The 25,722-nt window shown below is 53.6% G+C and carries 27 protein-coding genes; 15 read left to right on the top strand and 12 right to left on the bottom strand.

All coding sequences use genetic code 11. The features are described 5' to 3' along the window. Window positions 1–14: 14 nt before the first annotated feature. The gene (gene gltX, locus NHAL_RS04595; RefSeq protein WP_013032002.1) at window positions 15–1,442 is read right to left on the bottom strand and encodes a glutamate--tRNA ligase; all 1,428 of its coding nucleotides are present in this window, start codon (window positions 1,440–1,442) and stop codon (window positions 15–17) included. A 148-nt stretch (window positions 1,443–1,590) separates the two neighbouring features. Here gltX and NHAL_RS04590 point away from each other — a divergent pair, with 148 nt between their 5' ends. Further along, entirely contained in the window at window positions 1,591–2,184 is a 594-nt protein-coding gene (locus NHAL_RS04590; RefSeq protein WP_013032001.1) for a peptidylprolyl isomerase, read from the top strand. Between the two features lie 15 nt (window positions 2,185–2,199). Next, window positions 2,200–2,955, top strand: a complete 756-nt coding sequence (locus NHAL_RS04585) for a UDP-2,3-diacylglucosamine diphosphatase (RefSeq protein WP_013032000.1) — start codon at window positions 2,200–2,202, stop codon at window positions 2,953–2,955. 10 nt (window positions 2,956–2,965) lie between these two features. Here NHAL_RS04585 and NHAL_RS04580 read toward each other — a convergent pair whose 3' ends face one another. The 9 genes from NHAL_RS04580 to ffh form a co-directional block, all read right to left on the bottom strand. Continuing rightward, window positions 2,966–3,703 carry a DsbC family protein gene (locus tag NHAL_RS04580; protein WP_013031999.1) on the bottom strand — a complete coding sequence of 246 codons (738 nt, stop codon included), beginning with the start codon at window positions 3,701–3,703 and terminating at the stop codon, window positions 2,966–2,968. A 14-nt stretch (window positions 3,704–3,717) separates the two neighbouring features. Then, window positions 3,718–4,200 carry a YajQ family cyclic di-GMP-binding protein gene (locus NHAL_RS04575; RefSeq protein ID WP_013031998.1) on the bottom strand — a complete coding sequence of 161 codons (483 nt, stop codon included), beginning with the start codon at window positions 4,198–4,200 and terminating at the stop codon, window positions 3,718–3,720. Window positions 4,201–4,280: 80 nt separating this feature from the next. After that, window positions 4,281–5,213 carry a site-specific tyrosine recombinase XerD gene (xerD, locus tag NHAL_RS04570; protein ID WP_041354644.1) on the bottom strand — a complete coding sequence of 311 codons (933 nt, stop codon included), beginning with the start codon at window positions 5,211–5,213 and terminating at the stop codon, window positions 4,281–4,283. Next, window positions 5,185–5,676: a methylated-DNA--[protein]-cysteine S-methyltransferase gene (locus tag NHAL_RS04565; protein WP_013031996.1), complete on the bottom strand. Its 492-nt coding sequence runs from the start codon at window positions 5,674–5,676 to the stop codon at window positions 5,185–5,187. Before NHAL_RS04565 ends, xerD begins: the two co-directional genes overlap by 29 nt. An 84-nt stretch (window positions 5,677–5,760) precedes the next feature. Next, window positions 5,761–6,108: a 50S ribosomal protein L19 gene (gene rplS / locus NHAL_RS04560; protein ID WP_013031995.1), complete on the bottom strand. Its 348-nt coding sequence runs from the start codon at window positions 6,106–6,108 to the stop codon at window positions 5,761–5,763. Continuing rightward, window positions 6,105–6,863: a tRNA (guanosine(37)-N1)-methyltransferase TrmD gene (gene trmD / locus NHAL_RS04555; protein ID WP_013031994.1), complete on the bottom strand. Its 759-nt coding sequence runs from the start codon at window positions 6,861–6,863 to the stop codon at window positions 6,105–6,107. The genes rplS and trmD overlap by 4 nt, the downstream gene beginning before the upstream one ends. Before the next feature lie 30 nt (window positions 6,864–6,893). Beyond that, window positions 6,894–7,421, bottom strand: a complete 528-nt coding sequence (rimM, locus tag NHAL_RS04550; protein ID WP_013031993.1) for a ribosome maturation factor RimM — start codon at window positions 7,419–7,421, stop codon at window positions 6,894–6,896. 16 nt (window positions 7,422–7,437) lie between these two features. Then, a complete protein-coding gene (gene rpsP / locus NHAL_RS04545; protein WP_013031992.1) occupies window positions 7,438–7,680 on the bottom strand; it encodes a 30S ribosomal protein S16 in 243 nt (80 codons plus the stop codon). A gap of 84 nt (window positions 7,681–7,764) precedes the next feature. Then, the gene (ffh, locus tag NHAL_RS04540) at window positions 7,765–9,123 is read right to left on the bottom strand and encodes a signal recognition particle protein (RefSeq protein ID WP_013031991.1); all 1,359 of its coding nucleotides are present in this window, start codon (window positions 9,121–9,123) and stop codon (window positions 7,765–7,767) included. Between the two features lie 224 nt (window positions 9,124–9,347). Here ffh and NHAL_RS04535 point away from each other — a divergent pair, with 224 nt between their 5' ends. The 8 genes from NHAL_RS04535 to NHAL_RS04500 all read left to right on the top strand — a co-directional run bounded on the left by NHAL_RS04535 (window position 9,348) and on the right by NHAL_RS04500 (window position 18,745). Next, the gene (locus NHAL_RS04535) at window positions 9,348–10,187 is read left to right on the top strand and encodes a cytochrome C assembly family protein (protein WP_013031990.1); all 840 of its coding nucleotides are present in this window, start codon (window positions 9,348–9,350) and stop codon (window positions 10,185–10,187) included. A 149-nt stretch (window positions 10,188–10,336) separates the two neighbouring features. Further along, window positions 10,337–11,659 carry an HlyC/CorC family transporter gene (locus NHAL_RS04530; protein ID WP_013031989.1) on the top strand — a complete coding sequence of 441 codons (1,323 nt, stop codon included), beginning with the start codon at window positions 10,337–10,339 and terminating at the stop codon, window positions 11,657–11,659. A 106-nt stretch (window positions 11,660–11,765) separates the two neighbouring features. Then, entirely contained in the window at window positions 11,766–12,860 is a 1,095-nt protein-coding gene (locus NHAL_RS04525; RefSeq protein WP_157862479.1) for a hypothetical protein, read from the top strand. Window positions 12,861–12,865: 5 nt separating this feature from the next. Then, window positions 12,866–15,289 (top strand): AsmA family protein, encoded by a 2,424-nt coding sequence (locus NHAL_RS04520; protein WP_013031987.1) that lies wholly within the window; start codon window positions 12,866–12,868, stop codon window positions 15,287–15,289. A gap of 22 nt (window positions 15,290–15,311) precedes the next feature. Further along, window positions 15,312–15,821, top strand: coding sequence for an SRPBCC family protein (locus NHAL_RS04515; protein ID WP_013031986.1), 510 nt, complete (start codon window positions 15,312–15,314; stop codon window positions 15,819–15,821). Continuing rightward, window positions 15,818–16,882, top strand: a complete 1,065-nt coding sequence (gene mutY / locus NHAL_RS04510; protein WP_013031985.1) for an A/G-specific adenine glycosylase — start codon at window positions 15,818–15,820, stop codon at window positions 16,880–16,882. Before NHAL_RS04515 ends, mutY begins: the two co-directional genes overlap by 4 nt. A 3-nt stretch (window positions 16,883–16,885) precedes the next feature. Next, complete coding sequence (locus tag NHAL_RS04505; protein ID WP_013031984.1) at window positions 16,886–17,158, top strand: oxidative damage protection protein; 273 nt, start codon at window positions 16,886–16,888, stop codon at window positions 17,156–17,158. A gap of 447 nt (window positions 17,159–17,605) precedes the next feature. After that, window positions 17,606–18,745, top strand: coding sequence for an IS4 family transposase (locus NHAL_RS04500; RefSeq protein ID WP_238985334.1), 1,140 nt, complete (start codon window positions 17,606–17,608; stop codon window positions 18,743–18,745). A 32-nt stretch (window positions 18,746–18,777) separates the two neighbouring features. Here the strand turns inward: NHAL_RS04500 and thiO are convergent, their stop codons facing one another. Then, window positions 18,778–19,869, bottom strand: a complete 1,092-nt coding sequence (gene thiO / locus NHAL_RS04495; protein WP_013031983.1) for a glycine oxidase ThiO — start codon at window positions 19,867–19,869, stop codon at window positions 18,778–18,780. Window positions 19,870–19,976: 107 nt separating this feature from the next. Further along, the gene (iscB, locus tag NHAL_RS04490; RefSeq protein WP_013031982.1) at window positions 19,977–21,260 is read right to left on the bottom strand and encodes an RNA-guided endonuclease IscB; all 1,284 of its coding nucleotides are present in this window, start codon (window positions 21,258–21,260) and stop codon (window positions 19,977–19,979) included. Window positions 21,261–21,868: 608 nt separating this feature from the next. Here iscB and NHAL_RS04485 point away from each other — a divergent pair. From NHAL_RS04485 to NHAL_RS04465, 5 genes are read left to right on the top strand one after another with little or no spacing between them, the layout of a single operon-like run. Then, a complete protein-coding gene (locus NHAL_RS04485; protein WP_013031980.1) occupies window positions 21,869–22,438 on the top strand; it encodes a GspH/FimT family pseudopilin in 570 nt (189 codons plus the stop codon). Continuing rightward, on the top strand, window positions 22,435–22,950 hold the full coding sequence (gene pilV / locus NHAL_RS04480; protein WP_013031979.1) for a type IV pilus modification protein PilV: 516 nt from the start codon (window positions 22,435–22,437) through the stop codon (window positions 22,948–22,950). The genes NHAL_RS04485 and pilV overlap by 4 nt, the downstream gene beginning before the upstream one ends. Continuing rightward, window positions 22,947–23,972, top strand: a complete 1,026-nt coding sequence (locus NHAL_RS04475) for a PilW family protein (RefSeq protein WP_013031978.1) — start codon at window positions 22,947–22,949, stop codon at window positions 23,970–23,972. Before pilV ends, NHAL_RS04475 begins: the two co-directional genes overlap by 4 nt. Further along, a complete protein-coding gene (locus NHAL_RS04470; RefSeq protein ID WP_013031977.1) occupies window positions 23,969–24,673 on the top strand; it encodes a pilus assembly PilX family protein in 705 nt (234 codons plus the stop codon). Before NHAL_RS04475 ends, NHAL_RS04470 begins: the two co-directional genes overlap by 4 nt. Before the next feature lie 19 nt (window positions 24,674–24,692). Further along, window positions 24,693–25,712 carry a PilW family protein gene (locus NHAL_RS04465; RefSeq protein ID WP_013031976.1) on the top strand — a complete coding sequence of 340 codons (1,020 nt, stop codon included), beginning with the start codon at window positions 24,693–24,695 and terminating at the stop codon, window positions 25,710–25,712. Window positions 25,713–25,722: the final 10 nt, after the last annotated feature.

Below are 25,722 nucleotides of genomic sequence, written 5' to 3'. Positions count from 1 at the left end.
AAGAATCTTATTTATCAATAAGTTGTGAGCGAACGCTCGGGGTGCATACAGTTCTGCAGCCGCTGCCGTAGCCGTCCCGTCCCCAGCAAGGGGAGCAAACGGGCCAGTTCTGGGCCGTCTAGCTCGCCAGTGAGGGCGGCCCGCAAAGGAAGAAAAAGCGACTTGCCTTTGGCCCCTGTGGTTTGTTTTAGCTGGGTGGTGAGCGCTTTGAAATCAGTACCACAACTGTCAACGGCCACCAAGGCCTGGGTAAAAAATGTGGGACCCGCTTCCTGGATGACGGGGAGAACAGGCTCCTTGAGCACCAGCTCTTCCCCAAACAGCACCGTCGCCCAATGGCGGGCGTCTTCAGGCAAAACTACATTGGGCCGTACCGCCTCGACAAATTCCTGGTATTTATCAGCCGGGACTTGCTGAGCGACCACTGGCGCTAACCACTGCCCGAAGGTATCAAGATCCTGGTGGGCCAAAGCCTCCCGCTGCCAGTGATGTAGTTGTTGCAGGTCAAAACGAGCGGGTGCCCGCCCAAGCCGGTTTAAGTCAAATTTTGCGGCCAGGGCATCCAAGTCCAGAAAATCCGTATCCTCATAATGGTGTCCTAGCCGGGCCAGATAATTGCACAATGCCTCAGGCAGATAACCGGTTTCTCGCAACTCCCGAACGCTGCGGCTGCCGTGACGCTTGGACAGGGGCGCCCCGTCGTTGCCCACAATCATGGCAATATGCCCATAGCGGGGAACCGGCAACCCCAAGGCCTGGAGTAACAGGATTTGACGAGGCGTATTGGTTAAGTGATCTTCCCCCCGCAGAACATGGGTCACTCCCATCAAGGCATCGTCCAAAGCATTGCTGAAAAAGAACGCCGGCGAACCATCGGCGCGCCGGATGATAAAGTCGCCAATATCACCCGTCGCAAAGCGTTGAGGACCCCGGACCAAATCCTCGAATTCAACCGTGGCCAAGAGCGGCACGCGAAAGCGCAGGGTAGGCTTTAAGCCCGCAGCCAGTTTCCTTTCCACTTCTTCTGGAGCCAGCCGAGCGCAGGTGCCCGGATAGCGGGGTGCTTGGCCTGCCGCCAACTGTCGTTTGCGCACCCGCTCTAAATCCTCCGGGGAGCAAAAGCAAGGATAGGCTAACTCCTCAGCCTCCAAGCGCTGGAAATAGGCTCGATAAATGGGCTCCCGCTGAGACTGCCGGTAAGGTCCGACTTCTCCCTCTACTTCCGGCCCTTCCTGCCACCCTAAACCCAACCAGCGCAAATCTTCCATGAGCGCTTCCACATATTCCTCAGCGCTCCGTTCTTGATCCGTATCTTCAATCCGCAATAGGAATATGCCCTGGCTACGACGGGCCAGTAAGGCATTAAACAAAGCGGTGCGCACATTTCCTAAGTGCAACAAACCGCTGGGACTAGGGGCAAAACGAGTCTTGAGTTTAGTCATGACACGGCATAGTAATAGAAAAACCGATCTGCCACAAAAGTTCTTGATGCGGGATTTTGCTCACCATAGGGATATTCGCGTAGTATAACCGCTGACTGAAATTTGATTGAATTGAAATGTTCAACCTTGAATATATAGGCCTGCTCATATGTATGCTTCCCAAAAAACTCTTGCTTTCCTTTTACTCGGTGTATTTACCTTGGCAGCCGAAGCTGGCGGCGGTGCGACTGCCCAAAAGCAGCCCCGGGTTAAACTGCAAACCAATTTCGGCAATATTACGGTCGAGCTCAACCGAGAAAAGGCCCCTGTTTCAGTAGAAAATTTTCTCCGCTATGTCAGCGAAGGCTTTTACGATAACACCTTATTTCACCGGGTGATTGATAATTTCATGATCCAGGGTGGCGGTTTCGATACCGATTTTAAGCCCAAGCCAACCCATTCCCCTATACAAAATGAAGCGGATAACGGGCTTAAGAACGAAGAAGGGACTCTCGCCATGGCGCGTACCTCTGATCCCCATTCAGCAACCGCGCAGTTCTTTATTAATGTCGCCGACAATGATTTCCTCAATCATCGCAGCAAGGACCGCCAAGGCTGGGGATATGCCGTTTTTGGCCGGGTTGTGGAAGGCATGGAGGTGGTCAATACCATCAAGGAAGTAAAAACCGGCGCCAAGGGACACCACCGGGACGTGCCATTGGAACCGGTGATCATCGAACAAGCCACTATTGTAGCCGATTGATAATTCAAGGGCTACGTGGCTACATTTTTTATTTCCGATCTCCACCTAGGATCGAACAAGGCCGAGATTCAATCCCAGGCCTTAGAGTTTCTCTCCCAAGAGGCACCTCATGGGGAAACCCTCTATATCCTAGGCGATCTGTTTGACTATTGGATTGGAGACGACGCACCCACCACGGAGGGCTTGGCCATTACCCAGGCCCTCCGTCGCCTCTCCGAGGCAGGGCTTAACCTTTATTTCATCCCTGGAAATCGCGATTTTCTAGTCGGTCGGGCCTTTGCTCAAGCAAGCGGTTGCCGGATCCTGCAAGACCCTACTCTCATCGACCTGTACGGAGTTTCTACCCTGTTAACCCACGGGGACATGCTCTGCACTGATGATGTGGCCTACCAAAAAGCCCGGGCTCGGCTGCGCCGGCCCCTGTTCCTCCGAACCTATCTGGCGCTGCCTAAATCCTGGCGCTGCGCCATTGCTCGGCACCTGCGCCGTCGGAGCCAGACCCATACCCAACAACAACCCTTAGCCATCATGGATGTCAATCAAGCTGCGGTTGAAGCAGCCCTTCAGACCCACGGGGCCAAACGACTCATCCATGGCCATACCCACCGTCCGGCAGTACACCACTTTTCCGTGGATGGCCATCCCAAGCAACGCATCGTGTTGGGCGATTGGGACCGAGGGAAGAGCATACTAACCTGCACTGGGGAGGGTTTTTACTTTCTTGATCCCCAGATATCGGAACCCCACTTCAACCATCATCTCCCTGCTTAATTACTTAAACTTAAGGATGAGCCGCTATTTTTCGCTCCAAGATATTAACCAGATTCTGGGGACGGACAAGCCCTGGTAAGGTGGAACCATCTTCCAGAATCAAAGTGGGGGTAGCATTGACTCCTAGGGATTGACCGAGATTGAATTGCTCAGCCACGGGATTATTGCACTTAGCGGTATTCTCCACCGGCTTGCCCGCTTTGGCCTGAGTCATGGCCTGGTGGCGATCCTTGGCACACCATACCTCTACCGCTTTGTCATAGGATGAAGAACCAATACCGGCACGGGGAAAAGCAAGGTAGCGGATTTTGATCCCCAATTCATTGTATTCGTCGATATGCCGGTGCAATTGGCGGCAGTAACCGCAATCAATATCGGTAAAGATGTTCACCGTGTGCTTTGCCTGCTCAGGCCCAAACACAATCATATTTTGCTCATCGAGACCATCAATGGCCGCAGCCCGCATCACCTTCAGCCGTTCCTCGGTCAGGTTGGTTCGATTCGCTAGATCAAGCAGCTGCCCTTGCATGGCGTAGCGGCCATCCTGGCTGATATAAAAGACCTGTCCCTCTACCACCACCTCATAAATGCCAGGAATAGGCGCGGCTTTGATACTCTGGGGCTGCACCCCCGGTGCCCACTTTTGTAGGGATGCCCGAACCGCCTCCTTCTCTTCGTCCCCAACCGCGGAGAAAGCAAAGGTTACCAACACCCCTGTTAACAGAAAGCCTAATAGTTTTCTTCCCATCGTTACATCCTAAGTTAATCGCGAAAATTTACGTACTGCAATGGTAAATCTAAATTGGCCTCTCGCAACAAGGCAATCACCTGCTGTAAGTCATCCCGTTTCTTCCCTGAAATCCGCACCTGCTCTCCCTGAATGGCAGCCTGGACCTTGAGTTTGCTCTCCTTTACCATCTTGATGATTTTGCGGGCAGTCTCTTTATCGATGCCTTGGCGGACTCGGATAGACTGACGGGCGCGCTTCCCCGAAATCTCAGGTTCTTGAGCCTCCAAACAAGCCACGTCCACTCCCCGCTTAGCGAGCTTAGTGTCCAATATGGTCCCCATCTGCTGAAGTTGAAAATCACTTTCAGCAATCAGTGTGAGTTCCTCCTCTGACCCCTCGATCCGAGCCTCGGTTCCACGAAAATCGAAGCGAGTGCCAATTTCGCGATTAACCTGATCGATGGCGTTTTGCAGTTCATGCTTATCCACTTCAGAAACCACGTCGAATGAGGGCATTCAAATTTCCTCCTCGATATAATCGGTTAACCTCATCTTGCAGTATATCACTGTGACTACTGGGGACCCGATGATGACCCTTATCCACGGGGATGGTGCTGTTGATGGAGCTGCTGTAAACGAGCCCTCGCCACATGAGTGTAAATCTGGGTAGTGGAAAGATCCGCATGCCCGAGCAACATCTGCACTACCCGCAGATCCGCCCCATGGTTGAGAAGATGAGTCGCAAAAGCGTGGCGCAAGGTATGAGGCGAGAGCGCTTTCCGGACACCGGCCTGGCGGGCATAACGCTTAATCAAATACCAGAAAGCTTGCCGGGTCATAGCGCCCCCGCGTCGGGTCAGGAATAAAATTTCACTCATCTGAGCCTTGATTAATCCCGGACGCGCTTCACGGGAATAACACTCGAGCCAGCTCAATGCCACTTCACCTAAAGGCACAAGGCGTTCTTTATTGCCTTTACCGCTTAAACGCACGACTCCCTGCCGGAGATTTAGTTGAGGCAAGGTTAAATGGACCAATTCAGAAACCCGCAACCCGGTAGCATAGAGGGTTTCCAGCATTGCCCGATCCCGCAGCCCTAAATTACAGTTGACTTCTGGGGCGGCCAGCAGTGCTTCCACTTCTTCTTCACTCAAGGACTCGGGTAAGGGTCTCCCCAGCCGAGGAGCTTCAACCCGGTCACTCGGGTCACTGTCGCGGACTTTCTCCCGCACCAGATAGCGATAAAAACGGCGCAGGCTAGAGACAGAGCGGGCCGCACTCCGAGCTTTGTGACTCCGCTCCAAACGGTGTGCCAGATAGGCCAGCAGATCCTCCCGTTGCGCCTCGACCAATGTTCGCCCCTGGGGGTACAACCACCGGGAAAACCCCTCTAGATCCCGGCGATAAGCCGCTAAGGTGTTCTCGGCTAATCCTTCCTCTAACCAAAGGGCATCCAGAAAATATTCCAGCTGTCTTTGGTCAGCCGCTAGGCGTACCTTTTCAGGACTTCCGGGCACCCTGGGCCTCATGCTGTAACAACCATGCCTTAATATCCAACTGGGCGCCTTCCATCGCTCCGCTGTAGCCCCCTAAACTGTGCTTAGCAACCACCCGGTGGCAGGGGATAAAAATAGGCAAGGGGTTAGCCCGGCAAGCGCCACCTATGGCCCGCGCGCTGGTGTTTAATTCTTTAGCCAACATGCCATAGCTCACTGTCGAGCCCGAGGGGATGAAGCACAAAGCTTGCCAGACCCGCTTCTGAAATGGCGATCCCTGGGGGAGGAGGGATAATGTAAACATGGTCTTAGGATCGGCAAAATAGGCCTGAAGTTGAATGAGGGCTGCTTCTGTAACCGGATCGGAGGGAAAATGTTCTGGAATGTCTGGCTCCAGAAAATCTAGTCCCGTCAAAACATTCCCGGAAACCGACAATCCCAGCTTACCAAGAGGCGTAGCGACAATCGCCCCATAACCGGAGTCTGTCCTCACCATCTAGCCTTACTCCAAAAACAAAAAAGGCACTTCAAATTGAAGTGCCTTTAGTCGCCTTTCTCTCATTATCTCCAATGTTTAGCGTTAAATTTTTTCCTTAATACGGGCGGCCTTACCCGTCCGTCCCCGGAGATAATAGAGCTTAGCGCGGCGCACATCACCCCGCCGCTTGACCTGGATGCCTGCCAGAGTGGGGCTATGGGTTTGAAAAACCCGCTCAACCCCCTCCCCATGGGAGATTTTGCGCACGGTGAATGAAGAATTGAGGCCACGATTACGCTTGGCAATCACGACTCCTTCGAAGGCCTGTAGACGCTCCCGATTACCCTCCGTCACCCGAACTTGCACCTGAACCGTGTCCCCTGGATTAAACTCCGGTAAATTTTGCTTTAGCTGTTCCGCTTCAATCGCCTTAATGATATTGTTACTCATGTCGATTCCCCATATTCTGCTTGATACTCCCGAATAAATTCAGCAAGCAAGTGTTGCTGTTCTAAATTCAATATCCGCCCACTCAACAAATCCGGCCGTCTCAGCCAAGTCCGACCCAGCGCTTGCTTCAACCGCCAACGGCGGATAGCTTCATGGTTGCCACTCAGCAATACGGACGGCACCCGACGACCCTCGATCACCTCCGGGCGAGTGTAGTGGGGACAATCAAGCAAACCATTCACAAAGGAGTCTTGCTGCGCCGACTCCGTTGCGCCTAGCGCACCCGGCAACAACCGCACCAAGCCATCGATCATCACCATAGCTGCCAATTCTCCGCCACTTAGGACATAATCACCGATGGACCATTCCTCATCGATATCCATGTCCATGAGGCGCTCATCCACGCCCTCGTAACGTCCCGCCACAAAAAGCAGGGCCTTTTGGGTCGCTAATACCTCTAATCCGGCCTGATCTAACCGCCGCCCCTGGGGGGAAAGATATAGGACGCGACATCCCTCCCCTAATTCGGCACGCCCGGCGTGAATAGCATCGTGAAGAGGCTGAACCCCCATCACCATACCGGGACCTCCGCCATAGGGCCGATCATCCACGGTACGATGCCGATCATGGGTAAAGTCCCTTGGATTCCACAAACTTAACCCCACGATCCCCTGCTTCAATGCACGCCCTATCACCCCAGAGTCCCACAATGCATCGAACATAGAGGGGAATAGGGTGACCACGCCGAGACGCACCGCTGACCATCCTCGCAGGATATTAAAAAATCAGAAATCCGGGTCCCAATCGACCCGCAGCAGCCCTTGCTCTAAGTCTACTTGCTTGACGATGGTGTCCTTTCGAAAGGGAATCAACCGCTCCCGCTCTCCCTGCACAACGAGCACATCGTTCGCTCCCGTCTCCAACAAACGTTCGACCCGACCTAGCTCAACCCCTTGCACCGTGATCACTCGCAGTCCAATCAGGTCAGCCCAGTAATATTCGCCTTCCTCGGGGGGGGGTAACTGTTCCCGATGGACAGCAATTTCACGGCCTATCCATTGGGTTGCCACATCCCGGTCATCGATACCGTCTAGGGCGACCACAATCCCTTTGCCCTGGGTACGCCCTTCAAGCAGCCGCCGCGCTATCCACTTTCCATTTTGCTGCAAATACCAGGGTTCATAGCGCAGAATATTATCCCGAGGTTCCGTATAGGAATACACCCGAACCCAGCCCTGGATGCCATATACCCCCGAAATACGCCCGATGAGAACATAGCGGTTATCGTCGGCTAGACCCTGAGCTAACTCCACCGATAAGCGGGCTTTCTTAGGCCGAGTAGGACTTAATCAAGTGGGCGACCCGCTCGGAAGGTTGGGCCCCCTGGGATAACCAGTAGCTGACTCGCTCCATATCAATCTGCAAAGGAACTTCTCCCCCATTTGCAACGGGATTGAAATAACCTAGCCGCTCGATATGGCGCCCATCGCGCTTATTGCGTTTGTCGGCCACCACAATACTGTAGAAAGGACGTTTTTTCGCCCCACCTCTTGCCAAGCGGATTGTTACCATTGCACCTCTTGCCTCGTTTAAACTCTATCGTTACTGAAAACCGACAGATTTTACGGGAAATTTCCAGCCTTGAGAAGCATGGGCTCAAAAAGGCATCCCTGGCGGCATCCCTCCTTTCATCCCCCGCATTAACTTAGCCATCCCTCCTTTACGAGACATCTGCTTCATCATTTTTTGCATCTGAGTAAACTGCTTGAGCAAACGGTTGACTTCTTGGACTTGGGTGCCCGAACCCGCTGCAATACGTCGTTTGCGAGAGCTTTTAATAATCTCCGGCCGTTGACGCTCCTTCGGCGTCATGGAATTAATAATCGCCTCCAGACGGGCCAGATCCCGATCATTGACTTGTTCGGCGGCACCCGCAGGCAAATTAACCCCGGGGAGTTTATCTAACAAGTTGGAAACCCCACCCATCTTGCTCATTTGCTGCAACTGTTGGCGGAAATCCTCAAGATCAAAGCCTTTACCCTTCTTCAGTTTCTTGGCAAATTTTTCCGCCTTATCCTTATCAAGTTTCTCCTCTACCTCTTCCACCAAGCTAAGGACATCCCCCATACCCAGGATGCGGGAAGCCAAGCGGTCCGGATGAAAGAGTTCAAGGGCAGCAGTTTTTTCCCCTACCCCTAAAAATTTGATAGGTTTGCCGGTGATTTGCCGGATAGATAAGGCCGCCCCCCCGCGGGCATCACCGTCGACCTTGGTGAGAATAACGCCCGTTAGCGCCAGGGAATCATTAAAGGCCCGGGCCGTATTGGCCGCATCCTGCCCAGTCATACTGTCCACTACGAAGAGAGTCTCAGCCGGCTCTACCGCTCCATGGAGGCGCTTGATCTCCGCCATCATCTGGTCATCCACATGGAGGCGGCCCGCCGTATCGATAATGAGCACATCAAATAACCGAGTACGAGCCTGCTGAAACGCCCCCTGGGCAATCACGACCGGATCTTGGCTAGCCTCGCTAGGGTAAAAATCCACCTCCACTTCTTGGGCTAGGGTCTCAAGCTGCTGAATCGCCGCTGGCCGATAGACATCGGCACTGGTCACCAGCACCGATTTCTTTTGTCGCTCCTTCAGCCAACGGGCAAGCTTGGCTACGGTGGTCGTCTTCCCCGACCCCTGCAACCCCGCCATTAAGATGACGGCAGGAGGACGAACATCCAGCTTTAGGCCTTCCGCAGCCTCCCCCATGACCGCCATCAGTTCTTCATGGACGATCTTGATAAACACCTGGCCCGGTGTCAGGCTACGCAGAACCTCCTGTCCAATCGCCCGTTCCCGAACTTTAGCGACGAAATCCCGCACCACGGGCAAAGCGACGTCCGCTTCCAGTAAAGCAACGCGCACCTCACGTAGGGTGTCTTTGATATTGTCTTCGGTGAGGCGAGCCTGGCCTCGTAACCGTTTCAGGGTTTGGCCAAGACGCTCCGTCAAATTATCAAACATCAAACAACCCCATAAAAATGTCTATAAAACCTTAAAAAAGATGTATAATTATAGCCTGAATATTCCCCATCCAACAGGCATTATCCAGAAACCACGCACCGAGCAAAAACTCAAACTGAAGCGACCACTGGTCCCTGCTTGAATTTAGCGATAAGCGGTTCCCTTTAAGGAAGCCGAGCGTTATGGGATGATGGGATTTTTCCTGGTTAATAAACCCGATTGATATGTCGTCGATATCGATAGAAAGCCTGCTTGGGATTCTCTGCTATTGCGCCGCAGGCATCACCGTAGGCTGGTACTTATTGAATGTAAACGCCAAGAAAAGCAAGCGCAATGCTAGCAAACGGCTAGCCGCCCTGTTGGGGCTGACTGGCGTCGTCTTTCATGGCGTCGTGCTGGCGAACCGCCTCTTCACGGCCTCCGGCATCAACCTTAGTTTTACCGATGCCCTATCTGCCGCAGCTTGGCTGATGGTCCTGCTATTGCTAGCCACTAGCCTCAAAGAGCCTATAGAGAATATGGGTATTGCCGTTTATCCTTTTGCGGCGATTACGTTAGGGGTACAAAACCTCTTTCCATCCCAACATATTGTCATCGAGTTCGGGGCTGAAACCAACACGGCCAACCCTCTGGAAATCCATATCTTAATATCCCTGGTAGCCTATAGCCTCTTTGCTTTGGCGGCCATGCATGCCATCTTGCTGGCGGTTCAAAATAAGCACCTTAGGAACAAGCACCCAGGCGGTTTTATCCGCGCCCTGCCTCCCTTGCAGACGATGGAAAATCTCCTATTCCAGATTCTCGCAGTGGGGTTTGTGCTGCTTTCACTCAGTCTTTTTAGTGGCATTCTTTTTCTAGAAGATTTATTCGCCCAACATCTGGCCCATAAGACCGTGTTCTCGATCATTGCTTGGCTGGTATTCGGGATCTTGCTCTGGGGACGGTGGCGCTTTGGCTGGCGGGGACCCACCGCAATCCGCTGGACTCTGAGCGGTTTTTTCTTTCTAATGCTGGCCTATTTTGGCAGCAAGTTGGTACTAGAAATTGTATTACAACGCACCTAGCCTTATGATACCCGCATATTGGACAATGGTAAGGGCCACCGTTTAAGAATACGCAGGGCACCCTTGTAGAGAACAAAATACAACTGACTTACATCATTGCCGCTCGTTACCGCTTAGCCTCTCGTGACAAGTACTTAGTTTCTTGGTAGATGCTTGATGAAATCCCCCTAGGGCTTCTGTTTGCTGCACTGGTCGTGCTGTTGCTGATCTCCGCTTGTTTTTCCAGCTCAGAAACAGCATTAATGAGCCTTAATCGCTACCGGCTGCGGCACCAAGAAGAAGCCCAGCATCCAGGGGCAATACGGGTTGCCCGCTTACTCAGGCGTCCCGATCGGCTTATCGGCCTTATTCTCCTCGGCAACAATTTTGTCAATATTCTGGCTGCCTCGATTGCCACCATCATCGCTGTGCGGCTACTGGGGGATGAGGGAATCGCCGTGGCTTCCATCGTCCTCACCATAGTGGTGTTGCTGTTCGCCGAAGTCACCCCTAAAACCTTGGCCGCTTTACATCCAGAGCGAGTCGCTTTTCCCGCTGCCTACGTTCTGGGGCCTTTACTGAAGCTGCTTTATCCCCTGGTGTGGCTTATCAATGTCATTGCCAATGCCCTGCTTGGCCTATTCGGCGTCCATCCCCACAGGGGCTCTGCCACCACCCTGAACCAAGAAGAACTGCGGGTGATTCTGAGCGAAACCGGGTTACTCGTACCTAAGCGCCACCAACGCATGCTACTGAGTATTCTCGACTTGGGAAAAATGACCGTCAACGACGTCATCGTGCCCCGTCATGAAATCGATGGCATCGACATCAACGGCCCTGTGGATACGATTGTCAATCAACTGACTCACTGCACCCATACCCGTTTGTATGTCTACCAAGACAATATTGACCATGTCGTGGGTATCCTGCACCTGAGAAAAGCGTTACACCTCATTGCCAATAATAATTTCAATAAAGAAAGCTTGCGGGCCATTATCAAGGAACCCTATTTCATCCCTGAAGGGACGCCCTTAAATCTCCAATTGTTGAATTTTCAGCGAGGCAAACGGCGGACCGGCTTGGTCGTGGACGAGTACGGCGATATCTTGGGTCTGGTGACCCTGGAAGACATTCTGGAGGAGATCGTGGGCAAATTCACTGTGGATGACATTGGCAGTGAACGAGAAATACACCCCCAACCCGATGGCAGCTATTTGATTGCTGGCAGCAGTAATATCCGGGAATTAAACCGCACCATGCAGTGGGACCTCCCTACCAACGGCCCAAAAACCTTAAATGGTCTCATTATTGAGTATCTGGAGACTATTCCCAACCCGGGGATCAGCTTACGTCTTGGCCGGTACTTTATCGACATTGTCCAAACCAGTGGAAACGCGGTACGTACCGCCCGGATACGCCCCCCCCAGGATGAAAATGACAAAGATATTGAAAGCAGCTCTCCCGAGCCCTCTTCCGATTCCTCCCAGGTCTAGACTATAAAACAACCTCCTTTCCCCATCGAGCCCCTCATGATTTTCCCCTCCAGTCCGAACGAATCAAGTGGTCTCTAAATAAATGCGGAATGAGGGGATTTATGAAATGAGGGAAAATTTTCGGCTGACTGGGTTTGGATTCCATTTCGAAATGAAATCCAAGCCCCATCCCAATTCCGCTGAAGCAGATTCCTCTGGCCCGTTTCTGCTGTCCACTCCCCGGTTGTTGGATGATAAAAATCCGCTGGTAGAGACCCGTGAAAACAAAATAAAACAGTGGACCCGGAAATTGCCGGTGATGAATTTACTCCACTCTAGCCGGGCCCTGCTAGATGCCCTAACTCTATTGAATGAACAGCCCCTCCAAGAGAAACACCGGGTTCAACTGCTCGACATTTACCGGGATCCCATCAATACCATGCTGCTTAGCTTTAATCCGTTGTACTTACGCCAACTTCCCGTCCCCTCGACACAACGGGAGCAAGTTGCCCAGAATATCACCCAACTCCCCCTAATGTTGGCAAACGGCTATAAAACGGTCGTCAAACAAGGATATCAGCTAGGTCACAAGCCAAGTAAGAACAAAACCCTACTACTTGCCGCCATCCGAGCCTGCGAACAACTAAGCCATGCCCTATTGCATCTATTTCGCATCGCTCACCCGGTTCCCCCCCAGCTTTATCTTGAACTTAATCAGCTCTATCGCTACGCTGAACACTACCAAATTCTGCATCAGGTACCTCCTGCCGCCAAACGGGCTGGCATTGACAAAGATATCGCCACGATCTATAAGCAGTTGATGTTATTAGCTATTGCCGATCCATCCCGGCTATCCGAAAGTGAAATTCTATCGACCTATGAATTACTAGAGCGGTTATTAACCCATGTGGACATCTCTCCCCCTCACAGTCCCCTTGAAGAGAAGCACTATTTTGTCGTTGATCTCCACAGTGATCATCCTCCTAGGGCCTTAGCCCCTCATGGGTTTACTTCAGAAAACAAGAATCTCCGTCTTTTCAACACCTATTCCCTGCTTCGTAAGGTGGGGGAGTTGCTGCAACAGGCTGAGAATCCCTCAGTCACGCGAGTGCATAAACCGGATGTCCAACTGCTGCGACAGCTAGCGCCTTATCTCAATGCTTCCTACCAGCGCCCCTCCCCAGATACACCATTGCCAAACGAGGAATTTATAAGGAACTAATATTTATGAAGAAATTTTTAAAATTTCTCTTCTCGACCTTCCTTGTTGTTATTCTGCTCATTGTGATTGCGGCTGCCGTTCTACCTTTCATCATTGACCCCAATGATTTCAAACCGCAGATCACTTCCCAGGTTAAAAAAGTCACAGGCCGAGAACTGACCCTTGGGGGGGATATCGATCTCAGCCTCTTCCCCTGGTTAGGAGTCGCCCTTAAAGATGTCAGTCTCAGCAATCCTCCCAGCTTTGAAAAAGCCTCCTTTGCTAAAGCAGCGGATATGGAAGTTCGGGTCAAGTTATTGCCCCTATTTGAAAAGCGCGTGGTGATGGATACAGTGGTGCTGCGCGACCTTGATCTCAATCTAGCTCGTAACGCCCAAGGGAAAACCAACTGGGAGGATTTGCTGGCAGAAAAACCCCAGGAAGCGCCCCCCGAGGCCAAACCTCCCGAAGAGGAAGGAACCCCGCCTCCTATTGCAGGCATTGCCATCGCCGGTCTCAAAATCGAAGCAGCCCGCATCCACTGGCGCGATGAGGTGAAAGATGTCCGCTATACCATCGAACAGCTGAACTTAGCTACCGATCCCCTGGTGCCCGGGGAGCCGATCCAGATGGAACTGGCGTTTGACTTTGACTTAAGTGAGCCGGCGGTCCATGGACACCTGGATTTTGGTGGCGAGGTGATGGCCGATCTGGAAACCAACCATTACCGTCTCCAGGATACGGACCTCAAGCTTACCGCAGCCGGTCCAGCACTGCCCATCGAACAACTGGCGCTGCAGCTAGATGCTAACGTAGATGCCTTACTGGCTAAACAGCAATTGACCGTGAGTGATCTCAAACTCACCAGTCAAGTGAAAGGACCACAAGAAGCGCAACTTACCCTGAATACTTCCCTGGAAGGGGATCTTGCGGCCCAACGGTATCGCTTCCAGGGCCTCCAGCTAGAAACCCAGGTTAAAACACCCCAATTCCCCGAACCCTTAAACGCAAGGCTGGCCACGACGGCGAATATGGATCTCAACAAAGGGACCTTAACCCTCCAAGATCTCACCCTCGCCACCCTCGGCATTCATCTAAATGGCCATATCGATGGCACTAAGATACTAACTGAACCTAGTTTCAGTGGCCGCCTTGTCAGCAACCAATTCAATCCTCGCCGCGCGGCGGAAGCGTTGGCCTTGGAACTTCCTCCCACTGCGGACGAAGCCGTCCTCAACCAGGCCCGGTTGGCGCTGAAATTCTCCGCCTCACCCCAGGATTTCGACGCCCAGGGGCTGGTGCTCAAATTGGACGACAGCACCCTGAAGGGGGCAATGACCGTACGCAACTTCCAACAGCCCGCTATCCGCTTTGACCTGGCCCTAGACACCATTAACTTGGATCGCTACCTGCCACCCCCTTCCGAGGAGGCACCTCAACCTACGCCACCGACCCCTCCCGGCGCGGGTGCGGCAGCCGGTGCAGGGGGACTCCCCCTGGAAGCTTTACAGGCCCTCAATGCCAGCGGGACATTAAAGATAGGTGAGCTTACCGCCGGCGGCCTCCATAGCGAGGGTATCCGCATTACCCTAGAAGCCAAAGATGGGTGGGTACAACTTCACCCTCTATACGCTAAGCTCTACCAAGGCACCTACACCGGTAATGTCCAGCTAGATGCCCGCAGTGCCCCCCCCAAACTGGCCATTGATGAAAAACTCGAGGGGATCCAAGCCGGTCCTCTTCTCAAGGATCTGATGGGTAAGGACAAAATAGTGGGCACGGCCAATATGAATGCCCAACTGACGGCCACCGGTGCTGCCCCGGAAGCCATCCGGCGTACCCTTAACGGCGCCGCCGGGTTCTCCTTTTCCGACGGGGCTGTCAAAGGCATCAATATTGCCCGCCTCATCCGGGAAGCCAAAGCTACTTTGGAAGGCAAACCCCTCCCCCCCACCACGGAGCCAGAGCAAACCGACTTCACCATACTGGAAGGGACCCTGCAGGCGACCAATGGGGTTCTAAAAAATAATGATCTCAAGGCCCAATCCCCCTTTCTCCGGGTTCAAGGCCAAGGGACGGCTAATCTCGTCCAAGAAACCCTCGACTACCAATTGGGTGTCGCCATCGTCAAGACCCTCAAGGGTCAGAAGGGAGAAGCCTTATCCGAGCTGGAAGGCGTCACTGTTCCCCTCAAGATTAGTGGCACCTTCGACCAACCCAAATACGGTGTTGACCTGGAAGGCATTATCAAAGCTAAAGCAGAAAAACTCATCGAAGAGAAGCGGCAAGACATCGAGAAAGAACTGGAAAAGGGGCTAGATAAGCTCTTGGGAATTGAGCCCGACAAAGAAACCCCGCCTGCCGAAGGGGAAACTCCTAGCGAAACACCCTCAACGCCTGAGCAGCAATTAAAGGAAGAGCTTAAAAATAGATTGAAAGGAATTTTCTAGCTCTAAAAATCTTCCGCAAACTATGCTTAGCCGGATGGCAGCCGCTGGGATTCAGAACCTGGAGGTATGGCGCCACAATGCGGGTTATGTGATCAGCGGCCAAGTCCGGCTGCGAGCCCCCCTGGAGGTCGTGCGGGCACGGCTGCTGGATTTCAATCACATGGACCGCCTCCACCGGAGCATCCAGGTGAGTGAATTGCAATGCAGCTTTCCCGACGGCCGCCACCGGGTACGGGTCCACGTCCAGTTTGGGATTCTATGGTTCTGGTTCACCCTCCAAAGCGTTCAGGACTTTAGCTGGAGTGAGCGCACCATTCAGGCCGTAATGCTGCCGGAGAAAAGCGATTTCACCCACGGCGAAATCCAGTGGAAACTCATGCCCATCAATGGCAATACCCAGCTCCAATTCAGGGCAGAGTTAATCCCCACTTTTTGGGTTCCCCCGGTCATCGGTCCTTATCTTCTCAAACGCCTCCTGCCGGAAAAAGCCCGGGAAATAGTACAAAATTTGGAAAGCTGGACAGCCCCATGAGCAGGACTGCTTTCAGTCAACGCCTGCTCACCTGGTTTGACGCCCACGGACGCCAAGATCTGCCTTGGAAACACAATCCTACGCCTTACCGGGTCTGGATCTCGGAAATCATGCTGCAACAAACCCAGGTGGCCACCGTCATCCCCTACTACCAACGATTTATCAAACGCTTTCCCGAGCTGCCGGCCCTCGCTCAGGCCTCCGTGGATGAGGTCTTAGGGCTGTGGACAGGGCTAGGTTACTATGCCCGAGCCCGCAACCTACATCGGGCCGCCCAGTTGACCTGGGAATCCCATGGCGGCGAATTGCCCACGACCCTGGAGGCACTCATAGAGTTGCCGGGGATCGGCCGCTCCACTGCTGGCGCTATCCTGGCTCTGGCCCTTGGCCAGCGACACCCTATTTTGGATGGCAACGTCAAGCGAGTGCTGGCCCGACAGGAAGCCATTCCAGAGTGGCCGGGCCAACCGAAGGTAGAAAAACAACTCTGGCAGCGATCCGAGGAACTTCTCCCCCAGACCCGCGTTGCAGACTACACCCAGGCCATCATGGATCTAGGCGCTACCGTTTGCACCCGGCGCCATCCCCGCTGCCCCTCCTGTCCAGTCAAGAAAACCTGCCGAGCCCATGCCCAAGGGAACCCGGAGGCTTATCCCCCCCCTCGCCCCCGCAAACGCTTACCCCTGCGCACCACCCGCATGCTGCTGCTGCTCAATGACCAAGGAGAGGTGTTATTGGAACGCCGCCCCCCCGTCGGAATCTGGGGAGGATTATGGAGCTTTCCTGAGTGTCCCCCCCGCACAGAGTTGGCCCTCTGGTCCCAGGAGCAGCTCGGCTGGCCAATCGAGGAGGTGATGACTTGGCCTCCTGTGCGCCATCATTTCACTCACTTTACCCTAGATATCCAACCCGTCGTGGCTCGCATACAAGGTCAGAGGTGCCAAGTCATGGAACCCAGCGACCGGGTTTGGTGTAAAATGGGAACAATGCATAAGCGTGGCCTCCCGGCTCCCATCCTGCGGCTGTTGGCGAGACTGCGTGAACAATTAGAAGGAACATAAACCGTGAGCCGTACTGTACATTGCGTCAAACTAGACCAGGAAGCCGAAGGTTTGGATTTTCCCCCTTATCCGGGGGAATTGGGCAAGCGCATCTACGAGCAGGTCTCTAAAGAAGCTTGGCAGATGTGGATGAAACATCAAACCATGTTGATCAACGAATACCGCCTGACCCCCGTCGATCCCAAGGCCCGGCAATTCTTAGAACAAGAAATGGAAAAGTTTTTCTTTGGTGAAGGTTCGGCCCCCCCCCAAGAATATGTGCCGCCTGAGCAGTAACCTGAGTTCTGGACAAGGTAGAACTCTCTCCCTAGAAGCAGAGCAGGGCGAAAATTTCTTAAGGGTATTGGCCGAGCCCCTAGGGTGAGGGCCTGGGGCGGCAGCCCCTCCCCGCGGTAGCGCCGACTTTCCTTTCCTGAAGCCGCGCCGGGGGAAAAGGGGAGGAAGGCAAATCAAAGGCGGGTTTCACGGGGTTCAACCCGCCCTACGGCCGCCCCTGTGGCAGTAGGGTGCGCAGAGCATCGCGATGCGCACCATCAAAAAAAAATCCGCTTATCCAATCAGAAAACGCTTGTCCCCTCTAGGGGCTGAGGTATAGACGGATAAAAGGGAATTGTTTAATTAAGAAACAAGCGGTTGCAAGAATAGAAGGAGTAGACAGGCACGGAGACATCTGATCTCATACGGGTCACGATTAAAAACCGAAGAGAGGTTGTTCCCGTGCCTGTGAAGAAGATTTTACACCGGATGTTGTCGGAGATCATGCATTTAAAACGCTTGTGGACGTTGGTGTTGTTGGTGGAGACGGTCTTGGAGACGAAGCGGTTATCGGTAACCCAGCTGGGTCGGTCATTGAAGTTACCGATTCAAGAGCGCAGTGGGATACGGCGGTCGGACCGATTTATGGGGAATAAGTACGTCCAAGCCCAAAGCAAAGCGGTGTATGAGGCGTTAGTCAAGCAGCTGGTGGGAAACAAACGGCGGCCGTGGATACTGGTAGATTGGAGTCATCTACCGAACACAGACTTGTATGTATTGCGGGCAGCATTAGTGGCGCCGGGACGGGCGTTGACCCTGTATGAGACGGTCCATGCGCAATCGCAGCAGGGGAATGAGCGCGTGCAGCGAGCTTTTTTAAAGACGCTCAAGGCGTTGTTACCGGCGGCGAGTCGGCCCGTGATTATCACGGACGCCGGATTTCATAACCCCTGGTTTAAGCAAATTGTGAGTTATGGCTGGGATTACGTAGGCCGGATCCGGGGGCGAAAATCCTACCGACCGGTGGGGGAGCGGGAATGGCGGCCCTGCCGAGAATTATGGGCGCAAGCCAGTGGCCGAGCGAAGGCACTCGGAGCGGTAGAGATGTGTCGTAAGAACCCGTTAAAGAGTAGGTTCTATTTGTTCAAAGGAAAAGCCCGGGGTCGGCATGGCAAGTCGATAGCCGAATACCGTCTGGCGGCGAAGGAGCCGTGGTTGTTGGCCAGCTCCTTGTGCGGTCGTCAATCGGCCAAGCGCGTGGTGAAACTCTATCGTACGCGGATGCAGATTGAAGAAGGGTTCCGGGATTTGAAAAGTCCAGCCTATGGCTTCAGTTTTAATCTGGCCTATAGTCGTGACCCGCACCGCATTGAGGTGTTGCTGTTGATTGCGGCTTTGGCAGGCATGGTGGCCTGGGCCGTGGGTTGGCTGACAGAGCGGCAACAATTACATTATCAGTTTCAGGCCAATTCGATAAAACATCGGCGCGTGCTCTCTCTATTCTATCTAGGCTGCCAAGTGATTCGACGAAAAGTAAGGGTAATCGTAAGTGAACAAAGTATCCGTGAGGTTTTCGATGCTATCGAAAATGAAGGATGCCCCCCATGAAACAGGGCAATTTATGCGTCTATCCTACAGCTCTAGGGGGATAAAGAAAAAGTGTAGGGCGCCGGGTCCAGAATAGGCTCCCGCCCTAGGAGGATATCCGCCAATAAACGAGCCGATGCCGGACCGGTCACCACACCATTGCGGAAGTGGCCGGTATTGACATAAAGCCCCTTGAGGGTGAGATGTTCCCCAATGTAGGGAATGCCCTGAGGCGAACCGGGGCGCAATCCCGCCCACTGGTGTTCCACGGCCAGCGACTTCAGCGCAGGAACCAGGGTATGGGCGACATCGCGCAGTTCCTCCAGCGCCTCTTCCGTGGTGGATTTGTCGAAGCCGACATACTCTACGGTACTCCCGGCGAGGATATGCCCATCCCGGCGCGGTATCAAGTAACGTCCCTGCCACATCACCATTCTCGATAACAGGCCTGGCTGTCCTCGAAACAGAATCATTTGTCCCCGTACCGGTTCTACTGCTAAGCGGACCCCAATTTCCGCCAATATTTGCCCGCTCCAAGCCCCTCCCGTGACCACCACCCGCTCAGCGGCCACCGAACCTGTTCGAGCAGCCACCCCGGTCACGATTTGATTGCGAATCAACAAGCCAGTCGCTTCAACCCCTTCTCGAATATCCACCCCTAGACTCTCCAAACTCTGCCGTAACGCCCGCACCAGCCGGGGATTGCGCACCTGAGCGACCCCCGGCATCCACAGCCCAGTGGCTCCCGCATCCTGCCCTAAGGCCCGCTCCCATTGCCTCAGGCCAAACTTATCCAGCACTTCCAGCGCCACCTCCCAGCGCTCAGCCCAGTCCCGCGCTTCCGACTCTTGCTCTTCCTCCAACATTAACAGGCCGCTAGGAGTCCATTCAGGATCCACCCCGCTTTCTTGCCAAAGGCGCTGGCAAAGGGCCTCATAGCGGGGTTGGCTCCAAGCGGCAAGGGTGGTGACTTCATCCGGATAGCGCCAAGGATAAAGGGGGGAGAGAATACCCCCTCCCGCCCAGGAAGCCTCCTGTCCCGCCCGACCCCGCTCCAGCAAAGTCACCTTCAGTCCACTCAAACATAACTCACGGGCCGTCAACATCCCGATAAGGCCGCCACCCACGACCACCACATCACGCATCCTTCTTTCCTTGGAATTAAACATGGATGTTTAATGACCCACCCCCTGCCTGCCTGCCTGCTGCAGGCAGGAGGGCCGGATGACTTATTGTCGTCGCCGTGTTTGGCTCAGACAGCCGAAAGGCCGTAGTCATAACCCTCTCCTCTTTGGATTAGTTTGAAATTTTTCCAGTTGGCCGAGATCTTTCCGGCCTTGGCCTTGATATCAAAGACGCCGTTAGCCCGGATGCCCGCCAGTATTCCGGTGTGTGCGCCCTCATACTTGCCTTTGGGCTGAATGAGTCTTACCCGATCACCCGTTTGAAATCCCTTCACTCGCTTACAGCGTCCCGCCTTGCCCCGTGGGAAACCATATTTATCAGTTCTGACAACTTGCCGCGTGCCGCGTCCCGTGGCTTTTATTTGCAGCGGGCGATCACCTTCGGCGAGGGTCACTTGCTCGCCACTTTCACCGACACAGGCCGCATCTATCCAATGGTCCTTGGCATAGCCTTGAGAGAGTCGGTTTTTCTTGGTTCTGCCGCCACTCCAAAAAGAAGTCGGCAGCCCTATGGACTGAATAGCGCGCCCGATGGCGTAGCGGGTGGCGTTGACCGCGGCGGCGTCTTTCAAGGGCTGATTAGCTTTCGTTTGCAGGTGCGGATAGCCAAACTCAGCCGCCGTTTTACTATTCTTCTTTTGGTTGCAGGGCGTACAGGCCAAGGTTAAATTAGATACCCGATGGCTACCCCCTCTTGATCGAGGAACAAGGTGCTCAATCTCTAGCGGGATATTTGTCTTATGGCAATAAGCGCACTTTCTGCCCCATTTCTCCAGCACATATTCACGCACTTCATAACCTTGTAATTCCCCTTGCTGATACTCAACGCCGCTAATTTCAGGGTTTTGAATCTTCTGCAAGTCAAAACGCACGGTCTCAATATGGCATGCTGAAATGGGCGCTCTATCGAGTAAGCGGTTAAACCAAGTCGAGACGTTCTCCACCCGTGATCGCAGCGAAGGCGCTAGCCAGCCTTGAGGGCGAGTTCTATTTAAAAACCGGGGGGCGCGATAGCGGGTCTTTCTGCCTCTGCGGCCTCGGCGCAATAGGCGGCGCCTCTCTAACCTATCGCGCACGGATTGCCCTCTATGCATTAGATTGGCGGCCCACAGCACGACGCGTCCCTGCACAGAGAAATGACCGACTAGGGCCATGCCCGTGGTTTTGCTGCCCGGATCAACCTTAAATTCAACCGGCTGAGGGGTGGGGACAACCCGGTATTTCAGGATGACCGTAAAGGGCTGCATCCTAAAAACCGCGGCCCTCCCATCCCGTAATAACCGCCTAGCCCTTGATGGCCTACACGGCATCAGCGGTGTTTTATCAGTGTCTAATACAAAAACGCTATTCATTAGCTTTCGCTACTCTAAAAGTTAAGGTTCCCTCGCCAAAGAATCGAAAGGTCGTTCAGTCTCATCGTTCGCACACTTGCCGCAATGTGCTAGTTCGATTTTGACCTCAGAGCCTAGGGCTGGGAGATGCACCCTAGGGTGAGTCGATTTCTCTTCACTTTCGACCGTAGCCCCGACCTGCCTGCCTGCCTGCTGCAGGCAGGCTGCAGGCAGGAGGGCTGAGGCTGGTTGAGCCAACCCACTCATTCAAAAAGTTCAGGACGAACTTGGAGAATGAGTGAAGCGACGACTCAACATCCATCTTGCAATCCCAGTAACTGCATGCAACCACCTTAACCTGAATTATACCTAGGGAAACGATATGACGACGTCTTAAGTTACGACGATTTTTGCCGATCAAAACCTATAAATGGAAGCTTTAGGGCGCTCCTAGCCAAGGGCAATAAGCACCAAATCCGAGTGGATGGAGGCATTTATCAAATTTTTTCCAAGGCCAAAAACAAATTTGCAGAATGCTTCACATCTCACTTTGAAAGACCCGATATTCTAGGCATAAATATTTACACGCCTTTTTTCCATCACTGGCTAACAGCACGATCTAGGCCACTATGAATAACACCATGTGCATTTTTAGGCGAGGTTTTAGAGGTTTTACCTTAGTTGAGCTCATTATCACGATGGCCATTGCCGCGATTATAACCACGATGGCAATTCCAAGTTTTCAGGAAACCATCAGAAATAATCGAATGGTGACTCAAGCCAATGAATTCATCACCACTTTAAATCTCGCCCGTAGCGAAGCAGTCAAACGAGGACAACGGATCACCGTTTGCAAAAGCACTAACAGCACGAGTTCTTCACCAGGGTGTAATACTTCAAGCACCGTTGGCTGGGATAGCGGTTGGATCATCTTCGTCGATGTCAACGAAGATGCCGTCCTAGATGCGGGAGAAACCATCCTCCGTGTCCATGAGACCCTGGAGGGAGGTCCTAATCATAACCTGACGGGAAATACCCATGTGGCTAACTATATCTCCTACATACCCAATGGGACGACGCAACGCACCGATGGTGCACTCCAAATGGGCACCCTCACCCTATGCCATCCTCCCAAGGCCCGCCAAATTGTCATCAACAGCACGGGCCGTGTCCGCTCAACCGAGGCGACTTGCTCATGAAGCATCACTTTGCACTAATAGCTCCTCTTGCAAAAGGTTATTCCTTGCTGGAAGTCCTCATCTCGGTAGTAATCCTATCTGTTGGACTACTAGGGCTAGCGGGACTTCAAGCCACCGGTTTACGCAATAATCACAGCGCCTATCTGCGCAGCCAAGCCACTTTGCTAGCCTATGACATCGTCGACCGGATGCGCGCCAACCGCACTGTCGCTCTGAGTGGCAACTATAACCTCGCCCTAGACGCCACGCCCGTCACCCCTGCAAAAGACTGTACTGCAACGAACTGCGCAGCAGACGAATTAGCGACTTATGACGTGAACGACTGGATTCAAAATCTCACTATCGCATTGCCTGCGGGCGATGGTGGAATCAGCCAGCCCGTAGTTGCCAGCCCAAGTGTCATTACTGTCACGGTGCAATGGGACGAAACTTGGGCACGAAAAGAGAATGTCGAAAATGACGACGGTAACGATCCCATAACCAAGCAATTCTCCATGAGTACCGAGCTATGAGCCCGCCAAGTTTCCCTTCAAGACCCCTGCAACAGGGGCTCTCCATAGTCGAAATTTTAGTAGCGCTCACGGCAGGCTTCATTCTCATAGGAAGCATCACCCAGATTTTTGCCAACAGCAAGCAGGGCTACCGAGTCCAGGAAGCCCTCTCCAGGCTTCAGGAGAATGGGCGCTTCGCCATAGAATTTATCAGCCGGGATGTGCGCAGCGCCGGTTTCTTCGGTTGCGCCGGAAGCACCACCCGTATCGTCAATACCCTTAACAACGCCAACCAATATGCTTGGGATTTTTCCACGGCATTGCAGGGCTTCGAGGCCGCCAGCCCAGGCACTTGGGCCCCTGCCCTAGATACCAGTATCACAAATCCTCTAGATAGCAGAGATGTAATCACTATCCGCCATGCTTCGGGAGATCCCACCCAAGTCGTTCTCCATCCTGGAGGCACACCCCCTGGCTCCGCCGATATCCAAACCAATCCCGGCAATGGCCTCAATCAATTTGACGTGGTCATGGTCTCCGACTGCATCGATTCGGCCATCTTTCAAATCAGCAGCGCGAACCCGGACACCTCCGGCAGCCTGGCCCATAACACTGGGGTCGGCACCCCCGGCAATGCCACTCAAGAGCTAGGAAAGGAATACACCAATAAGGCCACAGTCATCCGGGTCACCACCAGCACCTATTACCTCCGCAACAACGCTGAAGGTGACCCGGCCCTATACCGGATAGCAGGCAACGCCGCTCCTCAAGAACTCATCGAAGGAGTGGAGGATATGCAAATCCTCTACGGCGAGGATACCGATGGTAACCGGGAGGCGAATGCTTACGTAACCGCAGATAACGTCATCGACTGGAATAATGTCATCAATGTGCGCCTCAGCCTGCTGCTACAAACCTTGGAAGATAACCTAGCCGCTACCCCCCAACCCTATACCTTCAATGGGGCCACCACGACCCCCAACGATAGGCGCCTGCGGCGAGTCTTCACCGCAACAGTAAATTTGAGAAATAGAACATTATGAATGCAACTTCTAGGTATCTCGGCAAAAATTTTGAGAAGAACGCGGTCGGTTTCGCGCAGCTCACCCTCCCCTGCAAGCCGACCAGTAGGGTGCGCTGTGGGCACGAAGAAGAGTGTGCTGGCTGGGATAGAGTTCAAAAAAACCAACCCCTCAAAACTGTCGCTGGGGCGCTTACCAATCATCCCTCACAACAGGGTGCGACCCTCATCATCAGCCTCTTAATATTGCTTGTCCTGAGCCTTATCGGGGTAACCGCCGTACAGACCACGGCCCTAGAGGAAAAGATGGCAGGCAATATGCGCGACCAGAACCTGGCCTTCCAGGCTGCTGAGGCAGCCCTGCGAGCTGGCGAGGATTGGTTGGGGCAACAAATCACCGAACCCACTCCCCAAAGCAGCTGCAGCACGCCCCCTTGTGATCTGGTGTGGCAAATTAATGTTCTCAATGGAGGCGACTTTCTCGACATCAATTGGTGGAAAACCAGCGGCGACACGCGCATCTATGGTAATGCCACCCTCACCGAGGTAAAGACGGCCCCCAGACACCTTATCGAATACCACTCCTTTCTCAAAGACACCCTCGTCATTGGCAGGCAAAATGATGAAGTGGGAAGGCATACCTATCGAATTACCGCCCGGGGCACGGGGGGGAGCGACGACGCTCAAGCCATTCTCCAGACCACCTATACCCGTCGCTTCTAAGAGTTGTAAGTACCGAGAGATGAACCGGTCTGGTCTTCATTTACGGCGCCGACAACGAGGTCTCTCCATAACGGAGATTTTAGTCGCCACCACAGTCAGCCTTCTACTCACGGCTGGGGTTACCCAGGTTTTTGTCAACAGCAAACAGGGGTACCGGGTCCAGGAAGCCCTCTCCCGGCTCCAGGAAAACGGACGCTTTGCCATCAACCTTATCAGCCGGGATGTGCGCAGCGCCGGCTTCTTCGGTTGCGCCGGAAGCACCACCCGTATCGTCAATACCCTCAACAACGCCAGCCAGTATGCTTGGGATTTTTCCACGGCATTGCAGGGCTTCGAGGCCACCAGCGCCACCACCTGGACTCCGGCTCTGGACAGCACCATCACCAGCCCTTTGGGCGGCCGGGATGTGCTGACCCTTCGCCATGCCTCGGGGAATCTGGCCAAGGTTAAGCCTCCCTTCATGCCTAATACTTCTGCGGACCTTCATACCGATACCGATAATGGTCTGAGCCAATTTGATATTGTCATGGTCTCCGACTGCATCGATTCGGCCATCTTTCAAATCAGCAGCGCGAACCCGGACACCTCCGGCAGCCTGGCCCATAACACTGGGGTTGGCACCCCTGGCAATGCCACAAAAGATCTCGGAAAAATATATACCAACAAGGCCGCCATCATTCGGGTCACCACCAGCACCTATTACCTCCGCAACAACCCTGAAGGTGACCCGGCCCTATACCGGATAGTAGGCAACGCCGCTCCCCAAGAACTCATCGAAGGAGTGGAGGATATACAAATCCTCTACGGCGAAGATACCGATGGTAACCGGGAGGCCAACCTTTACGTGACCGCGGACAGCGTGACCGACTGGAATAATGTCATCAATGTGCGCCTCAGCCTGCTGCTACAAACCTTGGAAGATAACCTAGCCGCTACCCCCCAACCCTATACCTTCAATGGGGCCACCACGACCCCCAACGATAGGCGCCTGCGGCGAATCTTCACCGCAACAGTAAATTTGAGAAATAGAACCCTATGAAGGGGAACGA

The organism is Nitrosococcus halophilus Nc 4, from assembly GCF_000024725.1.
Lineage (GTDB): Bacteria > Pseudomonadota > Gammaproteobacteria > Nitrosococcales > Nitrosococcaceae > Nitrosococcus > Nitrosococcus halophilus.
Note: the sequence above shows the minus strand (reverse complement) of the source record. Positions and strands in the feature narration are given on the sequence as shown.

Bases quoted from the DNA above. Each gene is read 5' to 3' on its own strand.
- rplS (WP_013031995.1), bottom strand. From the start codon at position 6,108: ATGAGTAACAATATCATTAAGGCGATTGAAGCGGAACAGCTAAAGCAA.
- gltX (WP_013032002.1), bottom strand. From the start codon at position 1,442: ATGACTAAACTCAAGACTCGTTTTGCCCCTAGTCCCAGCGGTTTGTTG.
- NHAL_RS04470 (WP_013031977.1), top strand. From the start codon at position 23,969: ATGAATGCAACTTCTAGGTATCTCGGCAAAAATTTTGAGAAGAACGCG.
- NHAL_RS04515 (WP_013031986.1), top strand. From the start codon at position 15,312: ATGCTTAGCCGGATGGCAGCCGCTGGGATTCAGAACCTGGAGGTATGG.
- NHAL_RS04475 (WP_013031978.1), top strand. From the start codon at position 22,947: ATGAGCCCGCCAAGTTTCCCTTCAAGACCCCTGCAACAGGGGCTCTCC.
- NHAL_RS04565 (WP_013031996.1), bottom strand. From the start codon at position 5,676: ATGGTGAGGACAGACTCCGGTTATGGGGCGATTGTCGCTACGCCTCTT.
- NHAL_RS04525 (WP_157862479.1), top strand. From the start codon at position 11,766: ATGAGGGAAAATTTTCGGCTGACTGGGTTTGGATTCCATTTCGAAATG.
- NHAL_RS04485 (WP_013031980.1), top strand. From the start codon at position 21,869: ATGAATAACACCATGTGCATTTTTAGGCGAGGTTTTAGAGGTTTTACC.
- thiO (WP_013031983.1), bottom strand. From the start codon at position 19,869: ATGCGTGATGTGGTGGTCGTGGGTGGCGGCCTTATCGGGATGTTGACG.
- NHAL_RS04580 (WP_013031999.1), bottom strand. From the start codon at position 3,703: ATGGGAAGAAAACTATTAGGCTTTCTGTTAACAGGGGTGTTGGTAACC.
- NHAL_RS04520 (WP_013031987.1), top strand. From the start codon at position 12,866: ATGAAGAAATTTTTAAAATTTCTCTTCTCGACCTTCCTTGTTGTTATT.
- NHAL_RS04535 (WP_013031990.1), top strand. From the start codon at position 9,348: ATGTCGTCGATATCGATAGAAAGCCTGCTTGGGATTCTCTGCTATTGC.
- NHAL_RS04590 (WP_013032001.1), top strand. From the start codon at position 1,591: ATGTATGCTTCCCAAAAAACTCTTGCTTTCCTTTTACTCGGTGTATTT.
- ffh (WP_013031991.1), bottom strand. From the start codon at position 9,123: ATGTTTGATAATTTGACGGAGCGTCTTGGCCAAACCCTGAAACGGTTA.
- NHAL_RS04530 (WP_013031989.1), top strand. From the start codon at position 10,337: ATGCTTGATGAAATCCCCCTAGGGCTTCTGTTTGCTGCACTGGTCGTG.
- pilV (WP_013031979.1), top strand. From the start codon at position 22,435: ATGAAGCATCACTTTGCACTAATAGCTCCTCTTGCAAAAGGTTATTCC.
- xerD (WP_041354644.1), bottom strand. From the start codon at position 5,213: ATGAGGCCCAGGGTGCCCGGAAGTCCTGAAAAGGTACGCCTAGCGGCT.
- NHAL_RS04575 (WP_013031998.1), bottom strand. From the start codon at position 4,200: ATGCCCTCATTCGACGTGGTTTCTGAAGTGGATAAGCATGAACTGCAA.
- rpsP (WP_013031992.1), bottom strand. From the start codon at position 7,680: ATGGTAACAATCCGCTTGGCAAGAGGTGGGGCGAAAAAACGTCCTTTC.
- mutY (WP_013031985.1), top strand. From the start codon at position 15,818: ATGAGCAGGACTGCTTTCAGTCAACGCCTGCTCACCTGGTTTGACGCC.
- NHAL_RS04465 (WP_013031976.1), top strand. From the start codon at position 24,693: ATGAACCGGTCTGGTCTTCATTTACGGCGCCGACAACGAGGTCTCTCC.
- iscB (WP_013031982.1), bottom strand. From the start codon at position 21,260: ATGAATAGCGTTTTTGTATTAGACACTGATAAAACACCGCTGATGCCG.